Origin of the sequence: Candidatus Thiothrix sulfatifontis (assembly GCA_022828425.1) — a bacterium.
GTDB classification, from domain to species: Bacteria; Pseudomonadota; Gammaproteobacteria; order Thiotrichales; family Thiotrichaceae; genus Thiothrix; species Thiothrix sulfatifontis.
In genome coordinates, this window is the sequence record CP094685.1 from 3,447,150 (window position 1) to 3,470,196 (window position 23,047).

Genomic DNA, 23,047 nt, shown 5'->3' on the forward strand with positions numbered 1-23,047 from the left:
TAGCACAGGATTCTAAACGCACAATTGCTATGGAATAAACACTTTTCCTGTCCTTGTATGGCAGTATGTGTGCCATGTAGCGCTGCCGCTAAACTTTCACACTGCTTGCACAATCTGGGCGTAGAATCCGCCCACATTGGGACAAAGGACAACCTGCACACATGAAAAAAATCATCCTCCCCCTGCTGGTCATTGCTATCGGTGTCGGCTTGGGCAAGTTTCTGATTGCCACCGGCCCCGAAGCCGAAAAACAGCCGCAGGAAACGCGCCCCACCGTGGTCGAAGCGCAAGCCCTCGCATTGCAAGATTACCGCGTCAACGTCAGCGCCTCTGGCATCGTCAAAGCGCAAACCCAAACCAATCTGGTGGCGGAAGTTTCTGGCAAAGTGTTGGAAATTTCCCCCAACTTTCAAGATGGCGGTTATTTTGATAAAGGCGCACCCCTGCTGAAGTTGGATGCCGACAACTACGCCAACGCCATCACCATTGCCGCAGGCGATTTAGCCCAAAAACAGCTTGCCCTTGAAGAGCAGCAAGCCCAAGCGCAACTGGCGCAACGCGACTGGAATTTGCTGGATAGCAGCAAAAATCGCCCGCAAAGCGACCTTGCCGCCCGCCGCCCGCACATTGCCGCCGCGCAAGCCGCGATTGCCGCCGCCGAAGCCAAACTCCAGCAAGAAAAACTCAACCTCAGCCGCACCCGCATTACCGCCCCTTACAGCGGGCGCGTGCAAGAAAAGCGCGTTGAAGTCGGGCAATACGTCACCCCCGGCACGGTGTTGGGCGTGATCTACGCCACCGATGCGGTGGAAGTGCATTTACCGCTCTCGTTGGCGCAATACGACTTATTAGGAATGCCCGAAGCCTTCCGCGACAAAGCCGCCGACCCTGCCGCCATGCCCGCCGTCGAATTTCGCCCCAGCAATGGCAACCGCAACGATGTCTGGCAAGGGCAAGTGGTACGCAGCAGCGCCGCACTCGATGAAAAAAGCCGTCAAATCAGCGTGATTGCAAAAATCGACCAGCCCTTCATTGCGCGGGAAGGCGTGTCTGCACCGTTACGCATCGGGCAATTCCTCAATGCCAAGATTGCGGGCAAACTGTTCAACAACGTTTATATCCTACCCAGTGCGGCGGTACGCCAAGGCAAAGAAATCCTGCTGCTACGCGAGGGCAAAGTCGCCGTACAGCCGATTAACGTGGTGTGGAATGCCGAAAAAGAAGTCGTGTTTCAAACCGATACCGACCTCAACGGGCAGCGCGTGATTACCACGCCCCTCCCGCTGGCAACCGCTGGTCAAGTCGTGCAAGTGGCTGGCGAAAAGAAAAATGCCAAGCCACAGGAGTCCAAACCATGATCGATTGGTTCGTCCGCAACCCCGTTGCCGCCAACATTATGATGGTGCTAATCATGGTGCTGGGGACGTATTCCGCCCTCAAACGCATTCCACTGGAAGTATTCCCCGAATTTGAGCTGGATATTGTCAATATTACCGTCGCCTACCCCGGTGCAACGCCCCGCGAAGTCGAAGACGGCATTATCACCCGCGTCGAAGAAGCGATTGCCGACCTGCAAGGCATTACCGAAATCCTCAGCGATGCATCCGAAGGCTCGGCACAAATGCGCGTCGAAATCGACAAACAGCATGACGTGACCGAGCTGGTCAACCAAATCAAAACCCGTGTGGATGGCATTACCAACCGCTTGCCCGCCGATGCCGAACGCCCCGTGGTTGAACAGCTAACCCGCCGCCGCGAAGTGATCAGCGTGGTGCTCGGCAGCAATGTGTTGTCGGAAACCGAATTGCGCCTGCAAGCCGAAGCCGTGCGCGATGAAATGCTGCGCCTGCCCGGTATTACCCAAGCCGATTTGGGCGGGGTACGTCCGTTTGAAATCAGCATCAGCGTGCCGCAAGCCACTTTGCGCCAATACGGGATTACACTCGACACCATTGCGCAAGCGATCCGCAATGCCTCACGGGATATTCCCGGCGGCACGGTCAAAACCAGTGGCGGCGATATTCTGGTGCGCAGTTTGGGGCAAGCCTACAAGCAAGCCGAGTTTGCCAATATCACCGTCATTAGCGGCGCGGATGGCTCGCGCATTCGCCTCGGTGACATTGCCACCATCAACGATGGCTTTAACGAAGACGAACTCTATTCCGAATACGACGGGCAAAAAGCGGCGTTTATCAACGTCTACCGCATTGGCGACCAAAACGCGATTACCTTAGCCAACACCATCAAGGATTACATTGCGGAACGCCGCGCCAGCCTACCCGCCGGAACCACGCTGGACTATTGGCGCGACAACTCCAAAACCATTAAAGCGCGTCTGTCCACCCTCACCTCCAGCGCTATTCAGAGTGCGATTTTGGTGTTTATTGTGCTGACGCTGTTTTTACGCATTGATTTGGCGTTTTGGATCATGTTGGGGATTCCGGTGAGCTTCCTCGGTGCTTTGTGGCTGATGCCGGAACTCGGCGTGACCCTAAATCTGGTCAGTATGTTCGCCTTTATTCTGGTGCTGGGGATCGTGGTCGACGATGCGATTGTGACGGGGGAAAACATTTACTCGCACGTCAAAATTCATGATGACCCATTCCGTGCAGCGATAGAGGGAACGCAAGAAGTCAGTGTGCCGGTCACGTTTGGTGTGCTAACAACGGTCGCGGCTTTTACGCCTTTATTGGTCATGCAGGGGGATCGGGGGCCGATTTTCGCGCAAATTCCGCTGATTGTGATTCCGGTATTGATCTTCTCATTGATCGAATCCAAGCTGATTTTACCGGCACATTTACGGCATATGCACCCACGGCGTGACGATGAAATCGGGGCATTTACCCGTTTCCAACGCAAGTTTTCACACGGGCTGGAAACGTTTATCGAGCGTGTTTACCGCCCTTCATTGAACACCGCGCTCAACTGGCGTTATCTGGTGATCAGCGTGTTCATTGCGCTGTTCATCCTCAGCCTGACCATCCCCATGAGCGGGCGCATGAAATTCACGTTTTTCCCGCGCATCCAAGGTGAATACGCCACTGGCACGCTGCAAATGCAGGAAGGCACGCCTATCGAAGTGACCACCCGAAACGTGGAACGCATGGCAAACGCAGCCCAGCAATTGCAGGAAAAATACATCGAGCCAAGCACTGGCGCGAGCATTATTCAACATATTCTGGTCACGGTCGGTGCAACGGGCTCATCCGGCAGACGCGGCGAAAGTGCAGGCAAATCACACCTTGCCAGCGTCACCTTTGAAATCACCGCACCGGAAGAGCGCACCCTGGACATCAGCAGTAACGCCTTAACCAGCGAATGGCGCAAGCTGATCGGGCCGATTCCGGGCGCACAAGAAGTCAGTTTCCGGGCGGAAATCGGGCAAGGCGGCAGCCCGTTAGCAGTGCAATTGCGCGGCAATAATTTCGAGGACATGGCAAAGGTTGCCGACAAAATCAAAGCAAAAATGGCGGAATACGAAGGCGTATTCGACATTAAAAACAGCTTTGAAGGCGGCAAACAGGAAGTGCAATTGCGCATCCGCCCCGAAGCCGAACAACTGGGTTTAACGCTTGGCACGGTGGGTACGCAAGTGCGCCACGCGATTTTTGGTGCAGAAGCGCAACGCATTCAGCGCGACCAGTCCGAAGTTAAAGTCATGGTGCGTTACCCCAAAGAGGAGCGTTATTCGCTCTCCGATTTGCAAAACTTACTGATTCGCAGCGCGGATGGCGCAGAAATTCCGCTCAGTGAAGTGGCGGACATCACTTTGGGGCAAGGGGCGCCGAAAATTTCGCGGGTCAACCGCCAGCGCGTGATCGACATTACCGCTGACGTGGACAAAGGGCGCATCAATATTCCCAAAGTCGTGGCTGATCTCAAGGCGTGGATGCCGGAAGCACTCGCCGACTACCCCAGCGTCAGTTACGACATGGAAGGTGAACAGAAAGAGCAGAAGGAGTCGATGGGCAGCTTGATGATGGGCTTGGGTTTTGCGTTGCTGGCGATTTATATTTTGCTGGCAATTCCGCTGCAATCGTATACGCAACCGCTGGTGGTGATGAGCGTCATTCCGTTTTCCATCATTGGCGCGTTGGGCGGGCATTTGCTGATGGGCATGGATTTGAGCATCAGCAGCATGTTCGGTTTGCTGGCACTGTTTGGGGTGGCGGTGAATGACGCGCTGGTGATGGTGGATCGCATCAACCAAAAACTTAAAGACGGTTTAGCGGTGGCGGATGCGGTGCGTGAGGCGGGTGTGGCACGTTTCCGCCCGATTTTGCTGACGTCCCTGACCACGTTTGCGGGGATGACACCGCTGATTTTGGACAAAACCACGCAAGCGCAATTCCTGATTCCAATGGCGGTCACGCTGGGGTTCGGGATTTTGTTTGCGACATTTTTGGCGCTGTATTTAGTACCCGCCTTGTATTTAATGGGAGGCGATGTGCGCGAATTGCCCGCTAAACTGTTCGGCAAATCTCACAAAATCGCCAACACGTCCGCCAAGGATTCAATGGTGTAATCCGGCTCAAACGGGTGTGCGTCGGCTTCGCGCCGGTAATGGATGGTGGTCATGCCGAAACGCTTGGCCACCGCCAGATTTTCGCGGCGGTCGTCGATGAAGGCGATGTGTTCACCCCCTACCCCGCTGGCTGTTATCAGCACTTCGTAAATCGCGGGTTCGGGCTTTTGGCACTTGACCGCGCCGCTGATAATGCGCGGCTCGAAACGTTCGCTGAAGGCAAAACGCGCTTCCAACATGTCACCCCATTCCGCCCCCAAATTGGAGAGAATGCCGAGGCGGTAACGCTGTGACAGCGTGTACGTGACTTCCGCCAAGTCCGCATCCAACTCAAAAAAGTTGAGGAATTGCTGGCGGATGGGTGACTCCAGCGTCAAGCCGATGCCTTCCCAAAACGCCGCTTCGCTAATCTGCCCGCCGGTGTAAGCATCGTAATACGGCTTGACGGCGGCTTTGGTCACGGTGGGTGGTAACAACGGCAGCAAACCGTGGGTGACGAGGTGTCCGTCGGAAATCACGACACCGAACAGGTCGAAGGCGATGAGTTTGAGGGTGGGTTGCATGGCTTAACTCTCGATTATTGGCAGTGTGCTATCTCACTAAACAATACAGCGATGTGCAACACCAAGCAATCCTAGAAATATCCCCCTCACAAACAACCTGCTAAACTGCCTCCATAACTCAATAATATCACCGCGTTACCGCTGTCTGAGGAGGCCATCCCATGAAATACCTATTACCCATCCCCCTCGCGCTGGCATTACTCGCCGGAGCAACCCACGCTGCCACGCCCGCCACGCCCACCCAACTGGAAGCCGGTTTAGTCAACCCCGGCGCAATCGACAAACCCGCTTGGTTCAAAGAATCCTTCCTCGATCTGCGCGACGACATCAAAGATGCCACTGCCGCGAATAAACGCACCGTGCTGTATTTCTACCAAGACGGCTGCCCGTATTGCACCAAGTTGATCCAAGAAAATTTCAGCAAGGAAGACATCACCGCCAAGACCCAAAAAAACTTCGACGTGATTGCCATCAATATGTGGGGCGACCGCAACGTAACCGACGTTGAAGGCAAAGAAACCACCGAGAAAGCCTTCGCTGCTGAATTGAAAGTGCAATACACCCCCACCATGCTATTCCTCGACGAAGCCGGAAAAGTGGTATTGCGGGTCAACGGCTATTACGCCCCCAACAAATTCGAGATGGCGCTGGATTTTGTCTCTGGTAAACACGAAAAAGACGGCAGTTTCAAAGACTACTTCGCCAAACTCAAAGCCGATGGAAAAACCGATAGCAAAGTCGCCGCCACGACTGAGAAAACCTACACCCTGCCAGCCGCACTGCCCACACCGTTACGCCTGCAAGACGCCCGCAAAGACAGCAAACGTCCGCTGATGGTGGTATTCGCGCAAACCGAATGCGACACTTGCGACGAACTCTACAACGACATTTTCAAACGCAAAGAAGTCGCGTATTCCCTCAGCAATCTCGATCTCGCCCAAGCCAATCCCGATGACACCGCCACTATCCAAACGCCCGATGGTAAAGACATGACGGTTGCTGACTGGGCAAAATCGCTCGACATCAAATACAGCCCCAGCCTGCTATTCTTCGATACCGATGGCAAAGAAGTGTTCCGCACCGAAGCTTACTTCAAAGCCTTCCACATCCACGGCGCACTCGATTACGTCACCTCCAGCGCGTATACGTGGATGCCCGAATTCCAACGTTACCTGCAACACCGCCGCGAAGCCCTTGCAGCCCACGGCTTCCCAGCCGACCTAATGGAGTAGGAGCGTATTGCATACGCCCTCTTTCTCACTGCAACGCCTTACTCAAATGCTCCGCAAACGCTGCCGCTGGCATAAAGCCAACCTGCCGAAACGGGCGCAATTCCTCGCCATCCTTGTTAAAGAACAGGATGGCAGGCGGCCCCACAATCTGGAAATGCTTCAACAACGCTTTGGTTTCCGCGTTCGTTGCCGTCACATCTGCTTTCACCAAAATCGCATTGCGCAATAACGCCTGCACAGACGGATCGGTAAATGTATACTTTTCCATCTCCTTACACGTCACGCACCAGTCAGCATAAAAATCCACCATCACCGGCTGCCCTTTGCCATCGTTGACTGCTTGCTGCAAATCCGCCAAGGTTTTGACCGTGTTAAATTGCAAATTCGCAGCCGCAACCTCACCACCCGCACTGTTGCCAACCGCGCTTTGCCCCATGCTCAAACCGCGCAACGGCTGGAACAAATCGCCTTTCCCCGTAGCACTGCCGACCATCAACAAACCGCCATAGATCAGCAGCAAAATCCCCCAGCCTTTCCAAAACTTGCGCCAACCACTGGCATTTTCCGGCAAGCTGCTCAATGCACCCAAGAATATCGCCGAAATGATCAACAACGCTGCCCACAGCAACAGGCTCACGGATTCGGGCAAAATACGCTCCAGCATCCAAATCGCCACCGCCAGCATCATCACCCCGAAGACCGCTTTAATCGCCTCCATCCACATGCCCGCACGCGGCAACCATTTTCCGGCGGATGTTCCCACCAGCAATAACGGAATTCCCATGCCGATACTCAGCGCAAACAACGCCATGCCACCTAACACCGCGTCACCCGTTTGCCCGATATAAATCAACGCCCCCGCCAACGGCGCGGCGACACACGGCCCCACAATCAGCGCCGACAATGCACCCATGATAGCAACGCCAATCAAGCTGCCGCCTTCTTGCTGATTGCTCAGATTATTCAAACGGCTTTGGATGCTGGAAGGCATTTGCAATTCGTAAAAGCCAAACATCGACAAGGCCAGCAACACAAAAATGGCACTAAAAGCACCCAATACCCACGGATTCTGGAACATCGCCTGCAAATTTTCCCCAAACAAGCCCGCCAAGACACCGGCAACCGTGTAAGTCAGCGCCATCGCCAACACATAAACCAGTGACAGAATGAACGCTTTGCGCCCGGTCATGTTTTTCTGCCCGACAATAATGCCCGACAAAATCGGAATCATCGGGAATACACACGGGGTAAACGCCAGCAACAACCCAAAGCCTAAAAAGCCCAACAAGGTCAGCAACACATTGCCACTGGCGAGGGTTTGCGCGATTTCATCTTGCTCAGACAGCGGCACATCTGCGCCAGTCGTAATGGGAGCAGGACTATCGGCTGCTTTGGCAACCGCCTCCGGTGGCGTGGTTTCAACCCAAGTCACGCGAGGCTGCTCACCCGCAGCGGAAGCTGCCAAACTCACCTTGAACGCTTTGAGTTCCGGCGGGTAACACAACACATCCTGCGCACAACCTTGCCAGCCTAGCTCCAACACGAAACTGCCTGCTTTGCTCGCTTCGGTGCGTTTCACCGGCAATTGGATGGCGGCAAGGTCGTGTATCGCTTCAATTTTGCCGAAGAATTCGTCTTGCTTAACTTCACCACTCGGCAGCTCAGGGTCGCCGACGGTCACACCTTGCGGCTCAAAGACTTTAACCAGAAACCGATCTTTATAAAGGTAATGATCAGGCGCGATCACCCATTGCAAGGTTAATTTATCGCCCGCCAAGACAGGCTGTCCCAACGCAAATGCCTGTTCAGACGTCAGGCTGTCATCCCCAAAATCAAAGCTGGTATCCATGGCCAGTGCAGGTGTGAGCACAAATAACAAGCTGAACATCACCAAGCATTGGCCTAAATACCGCGACAACGCCGCTGGAATACCCATATCGACTGCTCCTCTTCACCGACTGTTAATATAATGATTTGAGTGTAATGGAATTACGGGGAAATTGTGAGAACACCGAAAAATTGACGTACATCATTCCCGTCACACGCAATCCATAACATGATGGAGCAATCGCCACCCACAGGAGAACCCCATGAAGCCCTACCAACGTATTTTAGTACCCGTCGATTTCACTAAAATCAGCAATACCATCGTGACACGCGCCCATGAATTGGCAAGCTGCTACCAAGCCAAGCTGACCCTGCTCAATGTGCTGGAAGATGCCTCACTTGGCAATGTCGCTTTCGGCGGCACGGATAAACTGGGAATGCCCCCCGCCATCAAACAAAATCAAATCAACCTCGCCACTGAAAAACTGCAAAAACTAGTTGATAGCTTGGGTTTAGGTGCAAACGTTGCTTTAGAAGTGACCTATGCCAGCGGCAAACCCAGCGATGCCATTATCGAATTCGTCAAACAAAACGGCATTGAGTTAGTGGTCGTTGGTAACAGCGGTAAAAAAAGTGTGCTGGGCTTCATGGGTTCCACCGCTGAAGCTACCCTCAAAGGCGTTCCGTGTGATGTAATGGCAGTCCGAATAATGGATTGAGCCGCCCCCATGAAAGCTTCCCAAGCATTGCACGCAAGCACTTTCGCCATGTTATTGCTTTCCACGCATCTGACCCATGCCGATGAGTGGACAGGCAATGATAAGTCATTGCACTTTGGTGTCTCTACCGCATTGGGCGTTACTGCCTATTCGCAAACACATGATCGAACCAAAGCGTTCGCTTGGGCAATCGCCCCCGGTGTTCTCAAGGAAGTTATTGATAGCCAGGAGGAAGGCAACCGATTCAGTACCAAAGATTTGGCATGGGATGCGCTCGGTGCGTTTGCCGGGGTGCAAGCAGGGCATTGGATAATCGGTGACAATAAAATTGCTTGGGTAACGGATTTTTAAACACCTCATGCTCGATACCGCCCTACGCATTTTCAGCATTATCTTTCCCGTATTTGCCTGCTCCGCATTGGGAGCGGCGTATGGCTATTTCCGCCGCCCGGATATGGCGGTGGTCAACCGCCTCAATATGGAATTTTTCGCGCCCTTCCTCGTGTTTTGGGCGCTAATGGATAAGCCCTTCGATTTTCTGGCGTTCCGCGACTTAGCCATTGGCGGCGTTGCCGTGGTATTGGGTTCGGGTTTGCTGCTGTTACCGCTGGCGTGGGTATTGCGCATCAATCTGAAAACCTTTTTGCCGCCGATGATGTTTAATAACTCCGGCAATATGGGTATCCCGCTGATCCTGTTTGCGTTTGGAGAGTCAGCACTGCAAGCCGCCGTGGTGCTGTTTATTATTGAAATGGTGCTGCATTTCACGGTTGGTTTTTACATTTTAAACCATCGCACCAATCCATTGCATTTGCTGAAAATGCCGATGATTCAAGCCACGATTCTGGGTTTGCTGTTTAGCAGTTTGCACATTACTTTGCCGGATGCCTTGGCGAATACGGTCAAATTACTGGGGCAAGTATCGATTCCCCTGCTACTCTTTTCGCTGGGCGTGCGCCTGCTGGAGGTAAATTTTCGCGATTGGAAACTCGGCACGCTTGGCGCATTCGCAGGCCCTGCTGCCGGAATCATCAGCGCATTCTTAATGGCACAATGGCTGGACTTGAGCACGACGCATTACGCCCTGTTGCTGGTATTTGCAGCGCTGCCACCGGCGGTGTTGAATGTGCTGGTGGCAGAGCAATACCAACAAGAACCGGATAGGGTCGCCTCGATTGTATTGCTGGGGAATCTAGCAAGCTTGGTGATTATGCCAGCCGTATTGTGGTTTGCCCTGCCGCATTAGCGTTGTGGCAATTTTGGTGCTTGAATGCTGTTTGAATTCCCCCTAGCATACTCCTAACCATAAGTGTCAATGACATATCGCAAAAAGGAGGATTTCCCGTGATGAAAACCATGCTGATCACCGCGCTCATGGCGTTGAGCGTTTCCGTGACTACCGTATTTGCTGCTGACAAACCCGTAGAAGACAAACCGGCAGCCGCACCCTCCACCGACATTAGCACCCCGCCCGACAAAGCGGCGGAGAGCAGCGAACCGGCTAAAGTCGAAATTCGCGAAGCAACAAAATTCTTCGACGAAACCTTCAATGATATGCAGGATGAAATCGAAACCGCCAAAGCCGATGGCAAACTGGGCTTGCTGGTGATGTTTGAAATGGATGAATGCCCGTTCTGCCACCGCATGAAAACCACCGTGCTTAATCGCAGCGATATTCAGGATTACTACAAAGAAAATTTCCGTATCGTGAGCGTCGACATTGAAGGCGATGTGGAATTAACCAATTTCAAAGGCGAAACCACCACCCAGAAAGATTTTGCCCTGAAAGAATTCCGAGTACGCGCCACGCCGGTATTTCAATTCATTGGGCTGGATGGTGAACCCGTGAAAAACGGACGTTTGATCGGCGCAACCAAGGATGCGGATGAATTCATGCTGTTCGGCAAATATGTGGTCGACAAAAAGAATGAAGACGTGCCGTTCTCCAAATTCAAGCGCGAGCAAACCAGCGATGCCAAAAGTTAAGCACTTCCCGCTGTTATTCGCCAGTGCTTTGCTATTTTCGGTGGCTCAGGCGGCAGAAGTACCTGACCCCTTGAGTTTGGATCAAGCGCTGAATTTTGCTGACGGTCATCCGCGCACCCAGCTTGCAGCGGAAATTGCGCAACGCCACCCCACACCCCAGCCGGTGTATTTGGACTGCCATAACTTGGCGTACAACAACAATACCAGCCCCGATAATCAGCGTGACCGACCATTAGCCGCGCTGATTTCCCCGTTGGATAATCAGCGTTTGGAAATCCTTCAGCGCTTTTTCGATGTGTTGTTGGCAGATGGCAGCGCCGTGCGTGATAACGAAAACATGGCGGTGTATTTCATCCCCCTAGATCGCACCCGCACCCGCATGGAATTGAAAGAGTTTTCCGAACTCGATGTCGCGGAACTGGATGCCGAATACCAGATCGTCCGCCAGCAAGGGGCGGCAAGCATGGCCTCGCAACGCTTGACCCGTGCTTTACTGGCGCAAGCCATCAATAACCCGCAGACCTTGCCGAACGAACTGAATCCCCTCACCCTTGGCAAACTTCCCGCCGAAATGCCGACGCTGGATGAATTGGTCGCAGCCAGTTTGCAAGGCAATAAGTGGCTGAAAGAGCGCCGCGACGCTGCTAATGCCGACGAACGCGCTATCATCGACATGGAATTACGCCAGCAAATTCTCGAAATTATATTGCGTCTGGATATTTTCAAAGTTGCTGAAGGCCGTTCTAAAGCCGAAATGCTGTGGCGTGATTATTATCTGGAACGCAGCCGCACCCTGTACGAACAGGAAGTGAAATCCGACATTGGCGATGCCATGACCCAACAAAGCAAAGCGCGTTTGCAAGAACAACAAATCCAGTTTTGCCAAGCGCTCAGCCTTGCGCAACTCAATGCCCTGCAAGGCAAACCCGTCTGGCCATTGCCCCAACCCGCGAAACAAGAGGAAAAGCCCGAATGAGATCGATCCCGCTAAGCATCCGGTTACTTTTGCCCGCCCTACTAGTGTGCAGCCTGCCCGCGCACGCGCTGGAACTCAAAGGCCGTTTGGAATGGATGCACAAAGTTGACATGCGCGTCATTGAAAACGGCATTGTCGAAAAAGTGAATGTCACCACCGGGCAACACGTCAAGGCCGGTGATGTCTTGGTGCGCATGGATCAACGCAAACAAAAAGCCACGCTGCTAGAAGCCAAAGCCCGCGTTGCCCGCGCAACTTTAAGCATGGACGATGCCGCCCGCGACATGGCACGTACCCAAGAACTGTTCGATCGTGGCCTGATTGCTGAAGAAGAGTTGAAAGACGGCGAGCTGAAACAAGCCGTGGCACAAACCGAAATGGAATCCGCCAAAGCCACCGAAGAAGCCGCGCAAGTCGCCTTGGAACACACCGAACTCAAAGCCCCGTTTTCGGGCATTATCGCCGCAAATACCGCTTGGCAAGGCGCAGTGATTTTTGCAGGCAAACAAGATCAGCCCTTAGTCACGCTGGCACCCGACGATGAAATGGTAGCGCGGGTATTAGTCACCGCTGATATGTTACGCCGCTATCCCGTTGGTTCCACGGCACAAATCGTCATGAATGGCGGCTCACGCAATGGCAAAGTCTATCGCCAAGGCGTAGAAGCCGTGCGGATCGAGCCGGAAGGCGCAATTTACGAGCTGGATATTCTCTTCAAACCCAATAGCAAAGAATTGTTGCGCCCCTCGGAATCCGTTAAGGTGGTGTTGCCATAAAAAAAGGGCTGCACATGCAGCCCTTTTTTTACTCAGCAATAATACCGACGGGCTTACTTAGCCGCAGGTGTTGCGGGAGCAGCCGGGGCAGCGACAGGTGCAGGTGGCGCTGGTGGCATATCCGCTGCGGCTGGCTTTGCGGCAGGCGCTGCTGGTGGTGCAGGCGTTGCTGCTGCTGGAGCAGTAGCCGCAGCGGGTGCAGTAGCCGCAGCGGGTGCAGTAGCCGCCGCTTGACGTGCTGCCGCTGCTTTGCGCTGCTCTTCTACCTTTTTGAAGAAGGCATCAGCTTGCGCACGCTGCATCAACATTTGCTGATAAATTTGCTCAAAGCTAGGCGCTTGCTGCACTGGTGCTGCACCGTAGCCCGGCATCATCATCGGCATTTGCGCACCTTGCATGGGCATTGCTGGCATTTGCGCACCCGGCATCATGGTGTTTGGCATACCACCGTAACCGCCCCACGGGTTACTGTTGCCTGCTTGTGAAGAATTGCCAGTGCCGTACAAATTGTTGTACGCGTTGCCGGTACCATAGCCGCTGCCTTGCAAATTGCTGGCGCCATCACCGCGCCCGCTGCCTGCCATGTCGCTGGCTAAATCGGTTTTACCTTTGCCTTTCAACGTGATAGTGAAATCGACTTCGCCGTCAGCATCGCCTTTGCCACGCCCATAACCGGAAGCATCGCTGGCACCGCTGCCGTAACCTTGACCGGAACCGCTGGTATTGCCCTGCCCACTGCTATAACCTTGACCAGTAGCGCTACCGTTATCAAAACCATCCGTAAATTCAGCAGAAACCAAACCAGACATGGCAAGCCCTGCGATGAAAAGTGCTGTTTTAGTGTATTTCATGAAATCGTCCTCTTCCTCTCGTGATGATTTGTTACCCTTGCTGTTTGCAGGATAAACTGACCCTGCACCAAGCCCTAGCGCGTGATGCAGTCGCTACATAATGCGTTATTTGTGCGGAAATGTATACCCACAGGAATCACCCCATGCAAGACGAACAGCTTCTCCGCTACAGCCGCCAGATTATGTTGCCGCAAATTGATCTGGAAGGGCAAACGAAACTGAATGCCGCGTGCGTGCTGATTTTGGGGCTGGGCGGGCTGGGTTCGCCGGTGTCGATGTACCTCGCCGCCAGCGGTGTCGGTAAGCTGGTATTGTGTGACCCGGATGTGGTTGACCTGACCAACCTGCAACGCCAAATTGTCCACGACACGCCCAAAGTGGGCATGGCGAAAGTCGACTCTGCCGCCGAAACCTTGCAACGCCTCAACCCCGAAATCGTCGTTGAAACCATTCCCGCCAAGCTGGATGAAGCGACCTTACGGCAACGGATGCAACAAGCCGATGTGATTGTGGATTGCACCGATAATCTGGAGGCGCGTTTGCTGATTAATCGGGTTGCGGTGCTTGCCCGCAAACCTTTGGTATCCGCTGCCGCCATCCGTTGGGAAGGGCAAATCAGCGTATTTCAGCCGTATTTGGGCGACAACCCGTGTTACCACTGCTTTTACGGCAAAGTGGGCGGCATTGCGCAAACGTGCAGTGAAAACGGCGTAGTAGGCCCGTTATTGGGCATTCTGGGGAGTATGCAAGCCTTGGAAACGCTCAAATTGCTGGTCGGCACTGGCGAAACGCTGACCGGGCGGGTCTTGCTGTTTGACGGGCAACGCATGGAATGGATGGCGCTAAAACTGCCGCGTGACCCCAATTGCCCGGTGTGCGCAACGGTTAATAGAATACATCCCTGATTTTTGAGCTTAGCAGCACTTACCGCCGCTACAGCAATCGCCCGCATTCGTGGTGGTTTCCCCCAACAGCCAGCACTCGATACTCGCTTTGGAAGGAATGCCGCCTGAATGAACGACCTTGCCATCCACCACTACGCCGGGGGTAGACATTACGCCGTAGCCCATGATGGAAGGCAGGTCTTCGACTTTTTCCAGTTCCACCGCCACGCCTTTTTCTTTGGCCATGTCTTCGATCAGCTTGAAGGTGGTTTTGCAGTTGGCACAACCTGTGCCGAGAACTTTGATTTGCATGAAATGCTCCTTGATTCCGTAAATTACAAAACGAGATTAAAAATATACCCAACCAGCAAGATACCCGTCGCCACGACGCCAATAAAGGTGGCAATCAAACGCGGTTTCAGCACCTTGCGTAAAATGATCATTTCCGGCGCAGACAACGCAATCACACTCATCATGAACGCCAGCACCGTACCCAATGCTGCGCCTTTTGCCAGCAATGCCTGCACAATCGGAATGACCCCGGCAGCATTGGTGTACATCGGCACACCCAGCAACACCGCCGCAGGCACGGCCCACCACACATCTTTACCCATGAAAGATGCCATAAAATCTTCCGGCACGAAGCCGTGGATCAGCGCCCCCAAACCCACGCCGACAACAATGTAAGGCCAGACCTTGCCGACAATTTCACGCACATGCCCGAAACCGTGCTGGATGCGTTCCGCCCACGACATCGCGCTGGCACCGACATTGCCAGCGGATTGGGTGTTTTGCATCTTGCGTACCCAGTCTTCGAGGTACTCTTCCATGTTCAGCTTGCCGATCAGCATTCCGGCGACAATCGCAATCAGCAAGCCCATGACCAGATACAGCGCGGCGACTTTCCAGCCAAACAAGCCGAATAGCAAAATCAGCGCGACTTCATTCACCATCGGCGCAGCAATCAGGAACGAGAACGTCACCCCCAACGGCACACCGGCTTGCAAAAAGCCGATGAATAACGGTACAGCGGAACAGGAACAAAACGGGGTGACAATGCCCAAGGTTGCCGCCATCGCATTGCCCACGCCCAGCCGTTTGCCGGATAACATGGCACGGGTGCGTTCTGGCGAAATGAAGGTGTGGATAATGCCCATCACGAACACAATGCCGGTGAGCAGCAGCAACACTTTCGGGGTGTCGTAGAAAAAGAATTGCAATGCTCCGCCAAGGTGACTGTCACGCTCGATGGGAAGTGCCGCCACCAGTGCTTCCGAAGCCGGAATCAGTGAGCGGTACAGCAAAAACCATACCGCTGTGGCAAGCAATAAAAACAGCAACGGTTGCTGCGCGGGAAAGCGGCGTAATTGTTGAAGCGCTGGCATCGGTCATCTCCTAAAGCGTGAGCATTTTTGCATTATATACGGATAGACGAATGTAAGTGCAACAGGATGCCGTTTTTAACCGAATAACTTTTGCCACCAACGTTTGCGGTTGCTCGGTAACGGCGCGGTTTCTGCCAACGGTTCGGGTTTGAGGTGGCTTAATACCCAGCGCGGCCAGATGCGTTCCCCGCTGCATCCGCAGGAACTGCCCATATTGTGCGGGTCGTAAATTTTGATCATGGTGGGCGCGGCGGGGTTGTCAGCGTAAACAACGCCGCAGTAGTCGTAATCGTGTTCTTCGCGCAGCAGGGTATCCATTTCGCGGATGAATTGTTCCAGTGCCTCTGCCGCTAAGGGCGCATCCGGCAAGGCTTCGCCGACCAAACTGGCGTACCAGCCTTCCGGTTGCGCCCGTACTTTTTCCCAGAGTGCATCCAACTGATGCCAGCGCAAAATGCCCTGAAATGAACCGTCAAAATATTGGGTAAACGTCACGCTCATACCGACTCCTTCTCCTCATTAAGTTGATGTTGGTTATACCGTTGCTACTGCCTCTGTCGCAAACAACCGCGCCGTTTCCTGTGCTGCTTGCAAGCGCGTTTCCAGCTTATCGCACAACGCCATCAAGCTATCGACCTTCGCCACAATCCGCTGTTGCTCCGCCAACGGCGGAACAGCAATTCCCGCCGATCTTAAAATGACAGTATAATCATGGTCTTGTAAAACGAGTCACTGTGCAACGAAATGCCTGCAAAACCACCTCCCCTGCCTCCTGTTGGTAGCCTGAAGCTACGCAAGACCCTCTCAGCCCCCGGATTGCTGGAACGTGTGCGCGGCTGTTTCAGCGAAGTCACTGAGCACCGTAAAACCAAACCCGACTATCCCTTGGTTGACGTGTTGATGTCAGGGCTTGCCCTATTTTCGTTGAAAGACGGCTCACTGTTGCAGTTTGACAAACAGCGCGGGGACAAGGCGCGGCGGCACAACCTGAAAACCCTGTTTGGCATCCCCGATGCTCCCTGTGACAGCCAAATGCGCACGGTATTGGACGGGGTAAAACCGCAGCGTCTGCGCCCGGTGTTTCGCGCCATCCATCAGGAGCTGCAACGGCAAGGCATACTGGAAGGCTACCGTTTTCTAGGAAAGTATTTAGTCAGTATTGATGGAACAGGTATTTTTAGCTCTGGGGCTATCTCTTGCCCGGATTGTTGCATTAAGACACACAAGGACGGACGTGAGGAGTATTACCACCAGATGCTGGCGGCAGTGCTGGTTCACCCTGACAAGAATACCGTATTACCCTTTTTCCCAGAGGCCATCACCAAGCAGGATGGCAGCAAGAAAAATGATTGCGAACACAATGCCTCTAAACGGCTCATCCCCCAGTTGCGCCAAGACTTCCCGCGCATGGAGATGATCCTGCTGCAAGATGCCCTGTCCTGCAATGCACCGCACATCCGTCTTCTGAAATCAAACGGTTACAGCTTTATCATTACCGCCAAAGCCCGTAGTGGCAGCCTATTACTGAAGACGGTATTGGACGGGTTAGCCAATGGCAGTACCCAAGAATTGGCAGGCACGACGAGCAAAAAGTTACGGTGTGGCTACCGTTATGCCAACGACATCCCGCTCAATCATGCCAACCAAGACGTGCGGGTCAACTACATCGACTATTGGGAGGAACGCCCCGACGGTACAACCTTTATCTATGACTGCGTGACTGACATCCCCCTCACCGCCGACAACGTGGCGGATGTGGTACGCGCAGGCCGTTCCCGCTGGAAGGTGGAGAACGAAACCTTTAACACCCTCAAAAACCTCGGTTACAACCTCGAACATAATTACGGTCATGGCAAGCAACACCTTTCCACCGTGTTCGCCACCTTGATGATGTTGGCCTTCCTTATCGACCAGATACAGGAAGCTTGCTGCCAGTACTTCCAAGCCGCACGCACCCGCTTACAGAGCCGTACCGCATTGTGGGAGAAGATGCGCGGGATGTTCCGTGAGCATCTGATTAGCGATTGGGAAACATTTTACGCCGCCATCATTTGGGGTTACGAACGTACCGACCTGAAACCCAAAGGCATTCGCAGCGGATGAAAATCAGGCTTGAGGGTACGCTGGAGTTTTCCAACAGGGTGTTGGGTTATGCAAAAGTCAGGCGGTATTCGGGCAGGCTTTCAGGGCTTGGAGGGTGGGGTTGTGCCCGTAAAAATCAAAGCCCTCGCAAGCCTGCGAAGCTCTGATTACCGATGGATAGCGGGAATTGCTGACGGCGGAATGACCAACGGACAGTTTTTCAATTGAGTCATATTAATGGATGCTAAGTTAGTCGTTTGCTTTGAGGCATTCTGAAAATAATTTTTGGCAAAAGAGTTCATATACATTTCTATCCACTTCGCTAAAAACTTATTTGATAGCTTCCTCATCCTAATAATGTGATTTTGATGGAGGCAAAGTGGAATCTCACTATTCCAGATCGCTGTTCTTCCTACTTTATCCCAGTCGCCACCTTCATTAACCAGTAAGTCATCTTGTATAAGCTGATATTTGATTACTTCTGATTTCTTAATCTCAACAGTTTTGATGTCATATAACTCAAGAAATCCTCTTTTTACATTGGCGACTCTTACATACGGCAGCTCAATCAAATCATTACCCAGATTTTTTCTACCTAATGTAACACCGCTAACAATATCAAGGTATTCTCCAAGTTTTGACCATTCCCAGCCATTCGGCAATTCAAACGGTTTTTCGTCGTCACGAATCGCGGGTAATGGTTTTTGGCGTTTGATTTTGCCCGCTTGAATCAGGCGGTCTTTTTCGGCGGCGATGTGTTGCAGCAACACGGCGGCGGGTTCGTCGTTCGGGTCTTGCGGGACGAGTTTGCCCATGACGGCGAGTTGCAGGATGGTTTCGCGCAAGGCTTTGACGCTTTCCGGCGTGTGGAATAGCGTGGTCATGTGTTGGTTAAGGCGTTGCCACGCCGAAGAACCCCCCGTATTCGGAGTGAGTAAGGCATCAAGCACCGCCGTTTGCGTCATCGGGTCAAGCTGCTGGCGTTGTTGCTGCAACGTTTCCAGCTTATCGCAAAGTGCCATTAGGCTATCGACCTTCGCCACAATCCGCTTTTGCTCTGCCAATGGCGGAAGTGGAATATATGCACTGGCAATTCGATTTAATGCTAACTTTGGTTGTGCCTGTTGGTTAGTTTTTTCAAAAAACTGCGTTTGTAACAAATTACTAGATAATACTTCTTTAAGCCAATTTCTATTGATGATTTTAAAGACTATCTTGGCAGCATTTTCCGTTAAGTTCATTCCATCAAACTCTTCTGGAACTATTCCAATATCTCCAATAGTACCGGCTATCGTAATATAGAGATCATCTTTTGAAATAGTGTATTTACTTATTTCTTGTTGTGTTTCTTGAGACAAATACTTGAGATTATCACTCAAAATCGTCCCATTTTTCATGTTTGTTACTTGAATATAAATATACGGAGTTTTATTGCTTGAAAATTTATGATTTTGTGGAAGGCGTTTGCCTCCTTTAATTTTGCTAAAATCACCAAGACTGGCCCACTCCCAAGTTTGGGGGAGATCAAAGCATTTTTCTGCTCTCCCCTTTGCGAAAGGTGATGTGGGAAAGTCGGCAGCAATGCGTTGCAGCAGCACGGATGCAGGTTCGTCGTCAGGGTCTTGTGGGACGAGTTTACCCATGACGGCGAGTTGCAGAATCATTTCACGCAAGCGTTGCACGCCATTGGGCGCGGCGGCAATCGTGCCGAATTCGGCAAGGAATTGGGAGGTGTTCAGAGGTTATTCTCCGGCTGTTCGAGCGAGCTTTTCGATGAGAGCAGGATGATACCGAATGCCCATTTCCAGCATGGCATTAACAGCATCACGAAACGAAACAATCAAACCTTGTTGTTTTGCCTTCAATAAAATACCGAGCGTACCCGTCACGCGCATTCCGAGGTATTCCGCCACGTTGCGCCCCAGTTTTTCATCAATAATGACCCACTCCGCCCCCATACGCTTTGCCATGTCGATGGTATGCTTTTCGCCTTTATCCAATTCCAACAATATGCCGGTATGAATAACGGGCAGCGATGTCACTTCTCGAACCCACGGCAATGTGCGCAAGTCAGGAACGGAAACCACCCCGCCAACCGCACACTCGTCGATGACTTCGGAAACAACATGAATCTCACCCAACACTTGCGGCAACAGCTCAAGCTGGTGAATACCCGCTAAAGAAATGAAGGGAGTTGTATTGCAAAAAATCATCAAAGTAACGCCGTTTCACGTTCAAAATCATCGCTGGAATCTTCCAGCAATACCGCACCCGCATCCCACGCCATCCGCAAAAAGGCAACACGGGGGATTTCTAGCCAACTTGCCGCCGTACCTGAGCTGATACGTCCTTCTTTAAACAGGTTAATCGCGGCTTGCTGTTTGAGGTATTCCGCAAACCGTTCAGCGTTCAAATGCAGTCCGATCAGAATTTCAGACGGACACGTAATGGATATAGTTTGTTTCATTTTTCACCCCGCTTGCTATTGGTAACGGTGTTGGATATTGCTGCTAAGTCTTGCAGGTCTTGGGCATCGGCTTCTAAAGCCTGCTCGTGTTTGCGCCGTGCGTCAAATTCAGCATAGATTGCGGCAACTTTCTGTTCCATTTGTGCGTGGCTGATGCGCCCAGCCGTTTGCAAAATAGGCTTATCGTTAAAGGTTAGCAGTCTATCGACATTGTTGCGCCAGTATTGCAAGGTGAGGTCTTGGCGATCTTTAACCCGCAATTCGGCTGTTTCCAGAAAAATCACGGTGAGGCGATTTAGGCTATCCACCTCATCCGCCGTCAGGTAGTTTTTGGCAATGATAATGTCTGCTTTGCGTACTACATTGCCTTTCCACGTTGTGAGATTCATATTAGGCGCATCAGCATCAGCGCGTTGCAGGATGATTTCGGCAGCGGTATTGCCCGTGACGGCATACAGCAGTTTGTTCTGTGTCTCCGCGAAAAACATCTGGGTAGCTTTGTCGGTTGCATCGTAATCGGATGACAGCATCAACAAATCACGCACTTTTTGGTAAAAGCGTTTCTCTGAAGCGCGTATATCACGGATGCGCTCCAGTAGTTCGTCGAAGTAATCGGCTCGCCCATTGGGGTTTTTCAGGCGCTCGTCATCCATCACAAACCCTTTGATCAGATACGCTTTCAGGTGAGTATTCGCCCACTTCCTGAATTCTGTACCACGAGAGCTTCGCACCCTAAAACCAATGGCAAGAATCATATCGAGCGCATAAAATTTTACACTGTATGACTTGCCGTCAGCGGCAGTTATCAAATAATCTTTAATAACTGAATCTGCCTCTAATTCCTTTTCTTTCAATATGTTCTTGATATGTGTGTTTGTGTTTTGTACAGAGGTGGCAAACAGTTCTGCTAATTGGTTTTGGTTCATCCACACATTGCCATCACGCGCATAGAGTGATACGGCGGCTTTGCCATCCTTGGTATTGTAAATGATAAAGTTTTGTTCGTTTTCAACTGCCATTATGCTTTCTCCAATGCGCTTGCCAACTCTACTTTCAACTCATCCTGCACTGCTGCAATCTCCGCCAACAACCGCTGGTATTTTTCCAGCAACACATCGGGGTCATGGCTTGCCGCCTCCAGTGCGTTCGGGTTTTTGCGGTCGAGGTTGTAAATCGGCCAGAAAATCCGATCCCCCGCGCTGCGTTCGTCGCGCTCTTGCTGACGTAGGGCTTCCACCTCCAAACGCAAAGCCGCGATTTGTTCCTCCACCGCCAACCGTTGCGCTGCGTCTTTGTCGCCCTTGATGCTGTCCCGCAAGCCTTTGATATTGCTTTCCATATCGCTGGCTTGATTGCCTAAGTTTTCCGCCCTGTCCCAATGCGGTTGGGCGCGGCTTTCGGCATCGTCTTTCAAAGCTTTGAAATCGACTTTCCAAGCGCGTGCGTTTTCGACCCGTGCCGCAAAGCCGTCGGCTTCATCGCCCCACCAGTCTGTTTCCGCCTGAAACTCTTCCAGCCGGATCGGTTTGGTTTTGGAATAACTCTTGTAACCCGCCGGATACGGGTGTTCGTAATACCAAATGGTTTCCGTCGGCTTGCCCTTGGTGAAAAACAGCAGGTTGGATTTGATGCCGGTATACGGGCTAAACACCCCATTCGGCAAGCGCACAATGGTATGCAGGCTGCATTCGTCCAGCAGTTTCTTTTTGACCTTGGCTTTCACGCCTTCGCCAAACAGCGTGCCATCGGGCAGCACCACCGCACCGCGCCCCTCACTTTTGAGCAATTTGTCGATGATCAGCACCAGAAACATATCGGCGGTTTCGCGGGTACGGATATCCAGCGGGTAATCGTTGCCGGATGTGCCTTCTTCAATGCCGCCAAACGGTGGGTTAGTGATAATGCAATCGCGCCGATCCAGCGGCGACCATTCGTTCCAGCCCTTTGCCAGCGTATTGCGGTGTTCAATTTGACTGGGTACATCAATGCCATGCAACAGCAAGTTGGTGCTGCACAGCAAATGCGGCAACTGCTTCTTTTCAAAGCCGAAAATGCTGGCTTCAATCGCCACCTTGTCTGCGGTGCTGGATTGCGCGGTGAGTTGCGCGTGCAAGTGGTCAATGCTCGCAGTCAAAAAGCCACCCGTACCACACGCCGGGTCAAGCACAGTTTCGCGCTTATCCAGACGCGGATTCACCCTTTGCACCATGAAATGCGTCAAGGCTCGCGGGGTATAAAACTCGCCCGCATTGCCCGCGCTGCGCAAGTCATTGAGGATTTGCTCGTAAATGTCGCCCATGTGCTGGCGTTCTTTGAGGTCGTGGAAGTCGATGCCTTCTTCGAGCTTTTCGATCACCTCCAGCAACAACGTGCCGGATTTCATGTAGTTGTTGGAATCTTCAAACACACTGCGGATGACCTGCTTTTTCAGATCGCCGTGGACTTCCAGTTCCTTGAGTTGCGGAAACACGGTGTTATTGACGTACTCAATCAACTCACTCGGCTTCATTTGCGGCTGCATTTTGCCCTGACTATCCACCAGATATGCCGCCCAATTACGCCAGCGGCAATCCTCCGGCAATGGGGATTGGTAACGGGCATCGTCGTCTTCCCACTCATCTTCACGCTGATCAAACACTTTCAGGAACAGCATCCACGCCAATTGCCCAATGCGTTGCGCGTCGCCATCCAGCCCTGCGTCTTTGCGCATAATGTCCTGGATAGTTTTGATGGTGCTGCTGAGATTCATGGATATTCCTAGTAGAAACGGGGGA

General features: G+C 52.5%; 22 protein-coding genes. 11 read left to right on the plus strand and 11 right to left on the minus strand.

The annotated features are described in order from the left end of the window. The first annotated feature begins 161 nt into the window (after positions 1-161). Positions 162-1,358 carry an efflux RND transporter periplasmic adaptor subunit gene (locus L3K52_17260; GenBank protein UOG91913.1) on the plus strand — a complete coding sequence of 399 codons (1,197 nt, stop codon included), beginning with the start codon at positions 162-164 and terminating at the stop codon, positions 1,356-1,358. Next, entirely contained in the window at positions 1,355-4,525 is a 3,171-nt protein-coding gene (locus L3K52_17265) for an efflux RND transporter permease subunit (GenBank protein UOG91914.1), read from the plus strand. The genes L3K52_17260 and L3K52_17265 overlap by 4 nt, the downstream gene beginning before the upstream one ends. On the opposite strand, the gene L3K52_17270 is transcribed toward L3K52_17265, so the two are convergent. Then, positions 4,483-5,088 (minus strand): HAD-IA family hydrolase, encoded by a 606-nt coding sequence (locus tag L3K52_17270; protein ID UOG91915.1) that lies wholly within the window; start codon positions 5,086-5,088, stop codon positions 4,483-4,485. The genes L3K52_17265 and L3K52_17270 overlap by 43 nt on opposite strands. A 161-nt stretch (positions 5,089-5,249) precedes the next feature. Here L3K52_17270 and L3K52_17275 point away from each other — a divergent pair, with 161 nt between their 5' ends. Further along, positions 5,250-6,320, plus strand: a complete 1,071-nt coding sequence (locus L3K52_17275; protein ID UOG91916.1) for a thioredoxin fold domain-containing protein — start codon at positions 5,250-5,252, stop codon at positions 6,318-6,320. Between the two features lie 25 nt (positions 6,321-6,345). On the opposite strand, the gene dsbD is transcribed toward L3K52_17275, so the two are convergent. Continuing rightward, positions 6,346-8,256 (minus strand): protein-disulfide reductase DsbD, encoded by a 1,911-nt coding sequence (dsbD, locus tag L3K52_17280; protein UOG91917.1) that lies wholly within the window; start codon positions 8,254-8,256, stop codon positions 6,346-6,348. A 154-nt stretch (positions 8,257-8,410) separates the two neighbouring features. Here dsbD and L3K52_17285 point away from each other — a divergent pair, with 154 nt between their 5' ends. The 6 genes from L3K52_17285 (at position 8,411) to L3K52_17310 (ending at position 12,604) form a co-directional block, all read left to right on the plus strand. Then, a complete protein-coding gene (locus tag L3K52_17285) occupies positions 8,411-8,866 on the plus strand; it encodes a universal stress protein (protein UOG91918.1) in 456 nt (151 codons plus the stop codon). Positions 8,867-8,875: 9 nt separating this feature from the next. Continuing rightward, positions 8,876-9,217, plus strand: a complete 342-nt coding sequence (locus L3K52_17290) for a hypothetical protein (GenBank protein UOG91919.1) — start codon at positions 8,876-8,878, stop codon at positions 9,215-9,217. Between the two features lie 7 nt (positions 9,218-9,224). Beyond that, positions 9,225-10,112 carry an AEC family transporter gene (locus tag L3K52_17295; protein ID UOG91920.1) on the plus strand — a complete coding sequence of 296 codons (888 nt, stop codon included), beginning with the start codon at positions 9,225-9,227 and terminating at the stop codon, positions 10,110-10,112. A gap of 101 nt (positions 10,113-10,213) precedes the next feature. Beyond that, positions 10,214-10,852, plus strand: coding sequence for a thioredoxin family protein (locus L3K52_17300; protein UOG91921.1), 639 nt, complete (start codon positions 10,214-10,216; stop codon positions 10,850-10,852). Beyond that, the gene (locus tag L3K52_17305) at positions 10,839-11,828 is read left to right on the plus strand and encodes a hypothetical protein (GenBank protein UOG91922.1); all 990 of its coding nucleotides are present in this window, start codon (positions 10,839-10,841) and stop codon (positions 11,826-11,828) included. The genes L3K52_17300 and L3K52_17305 overlap by 14 nt, the downstream gene beginning before the upstream one ends. Beyond that, complete coding sequence (locus L3K52_17310; GenBank protein ID UOG91923.1) at positions 11,825-12,604, plus strand: efflux RND transporter periplasmic adaptor subunit; 780 nt, start codon at positions 11,825-11,827, stop codon at positions 12,602-12,604. Before L3K52_17305 ends, L3K52_17310 begins: the two co-directional genes overlap by 4 nt. Positions 12,605-12,657: 53 nt before the next feature. On the opposite strand, the gene L3K52_17315 is transcribed toward L3K52_17310, so the two are convergent. Further along, a complete protein-coding gene (locus tag L3K52_17315; protein ID UOG91924.1) occupies positions 12,658-13,455 on the minus strand; it encodes a hypothetical protein in 798 nt (265 codons plus the stop codon). A gap of 143 nt (positions 13,456-13,598) precedes the next feature. On the opposite strand from L3K52_17315, the gene moeB reads away from it, so the two are divergent. Next, the gene (moeB, locus tag L3K52_17320; protein ID UOG91925.1) at positions 13,599-14,360 is read left to right on the plus strand and encodes a molybdopterin-synthase adenylyltransferase MoeB; all 762 of its coding nucleotides are present in this window, start codon (positions 13,599-13,601) and stop codon (positions 14,358-14,360) included. 9 nt (positions 14,361-14,369) lie between these two features. Here moeB and L3K52_17325 read toward each other — a convergent pair whose 3' ends face one another. The 3 genes from L3K52_17325 to L3K52_17335 all read right to left on the minus strand — a co-directional run bounded on the left by L3K52_17325 (position 14,370) and on the right by L3K52_17335 (position 16,225). Continuing rightward, on the minus strand, positions 14,370-14,651 hold the full coding sequence (locus L3K52_17325; GenBank protein UOG91926.1) for a thioredoxin family protein: 282 nt from the start codon (positions 14,649-14,651) through the stop codon (positions 14,370-14,372). A 23-nt stretch (positions 14,652-14,674) separates the two neighbouring features. After that, positions 14,675-15,724, minus strand: a complete 1,050-nt coding sequence (locus tag L3K52_17330; protein UOG91927.1) for a permease — start codon at positions 15,722-15,724, stop codon at positions 14,675-14,677. 75 nt (positions 15,725-15,799) lie between these two features. After that, positions 15,800-16,225: a hypothetical protein gene (locus L3K52_17335; GenBank protein ID UOG91928.1), complete on the minus strand. Its 426-nt coding sequence runs from the start codon at positions 16,223-16,225 to the stop codon at positions 15,800-15,802. Between the two features lie 243 nt (positions 16,226-16,468). Here L3K52_17335 and L3K52_17340 point away from each other — a divergent pair, with 243 nt between their 5' ends. Then, positions 16,469-17,827, plus strand: coding sequence for a hypothetical protein (locus L3K52_17340; protein UOG91929.1), 1,359 nt, complete (start codon positions 16,469-16,471; stop codon positions 17,825-17,827). Between the two features lie 146 nt (positions 17,828-17,973). On the opposite strand, the gene L3K52_17345 is transcribed toward L3K52_17340, so the two are convergent. The 5 genes from L3K52_17345 to L3K52_17365 all read right to left on the minus strand — a co-directional run bounded on the left by L3K52_17345 (position 17,974) and on the right by L3K52_17365 (position 23,022). Then, positions 17,974-19,470, minus strand: coding sequence for a restriction endonuclease subunit S (locus L3K52_17345; protein UOG94032.1), 1,497 nt, complete (start codon positions 19,468-19,470; stop codon positions 17,974-17,976). A gap of 78 nt (positions 19,471-19,548) precedes the next feature. Next, complete coding sequence (locus tag L3K52_17350; GenBank protein UOG91930.1) at positions 19,549-20,019, minus strand: DUF3368 domain-containing protein; 471 nt, start codon at positions 20,017-20,019, stop codon at positions 19,549-19,551. Then, complete coding sequence (locus L3K52_17355) at positions 20,019-20,273, minus strand: UPF0175 family protein (GenBank protein ID UOG91931.1); 255 nt, start codon at positions 20,271-20,273, stop codon at positions 20,019-20,021. The genes L3K52_17350 and L3K52_17355 overlap by 1 nt, the downstream gene beginning before the upstream one ends. Then, the gene (locus L3K52_17360; protein ID UOG91932.1) at positions 20,270-21,292 is read right to left on the minus strand and encodes a virulence RhuM family protein; all 1,023 of its coding nucleotides are present in this window, start codon (positions 21,290-21,292) and stop codon (positions 20,270-20,272) included. Before L3K52_17360 ends, L3K52_17355 begins: the two co-directional genes overlap by 4 nt. Beyond that, positions 21,292-23,022 carry a type I restriction-modification system subunit M gene (locus L3K52_17365; protein ID UOG91933.1) on the minus strand — a complete coding sequence of 577 codons (1,731 nt, stop codon included), beginning with the start codon at positions 23,020-23,022 and terminating at the stop codon, positions 21,292-21,294. Before L3K52_17365 ends, L3K52_17360 begins: the two co-directional genes overlap by 1 nt. Positions 23,023-23,047: the final 25 nt, after the last annotated feature.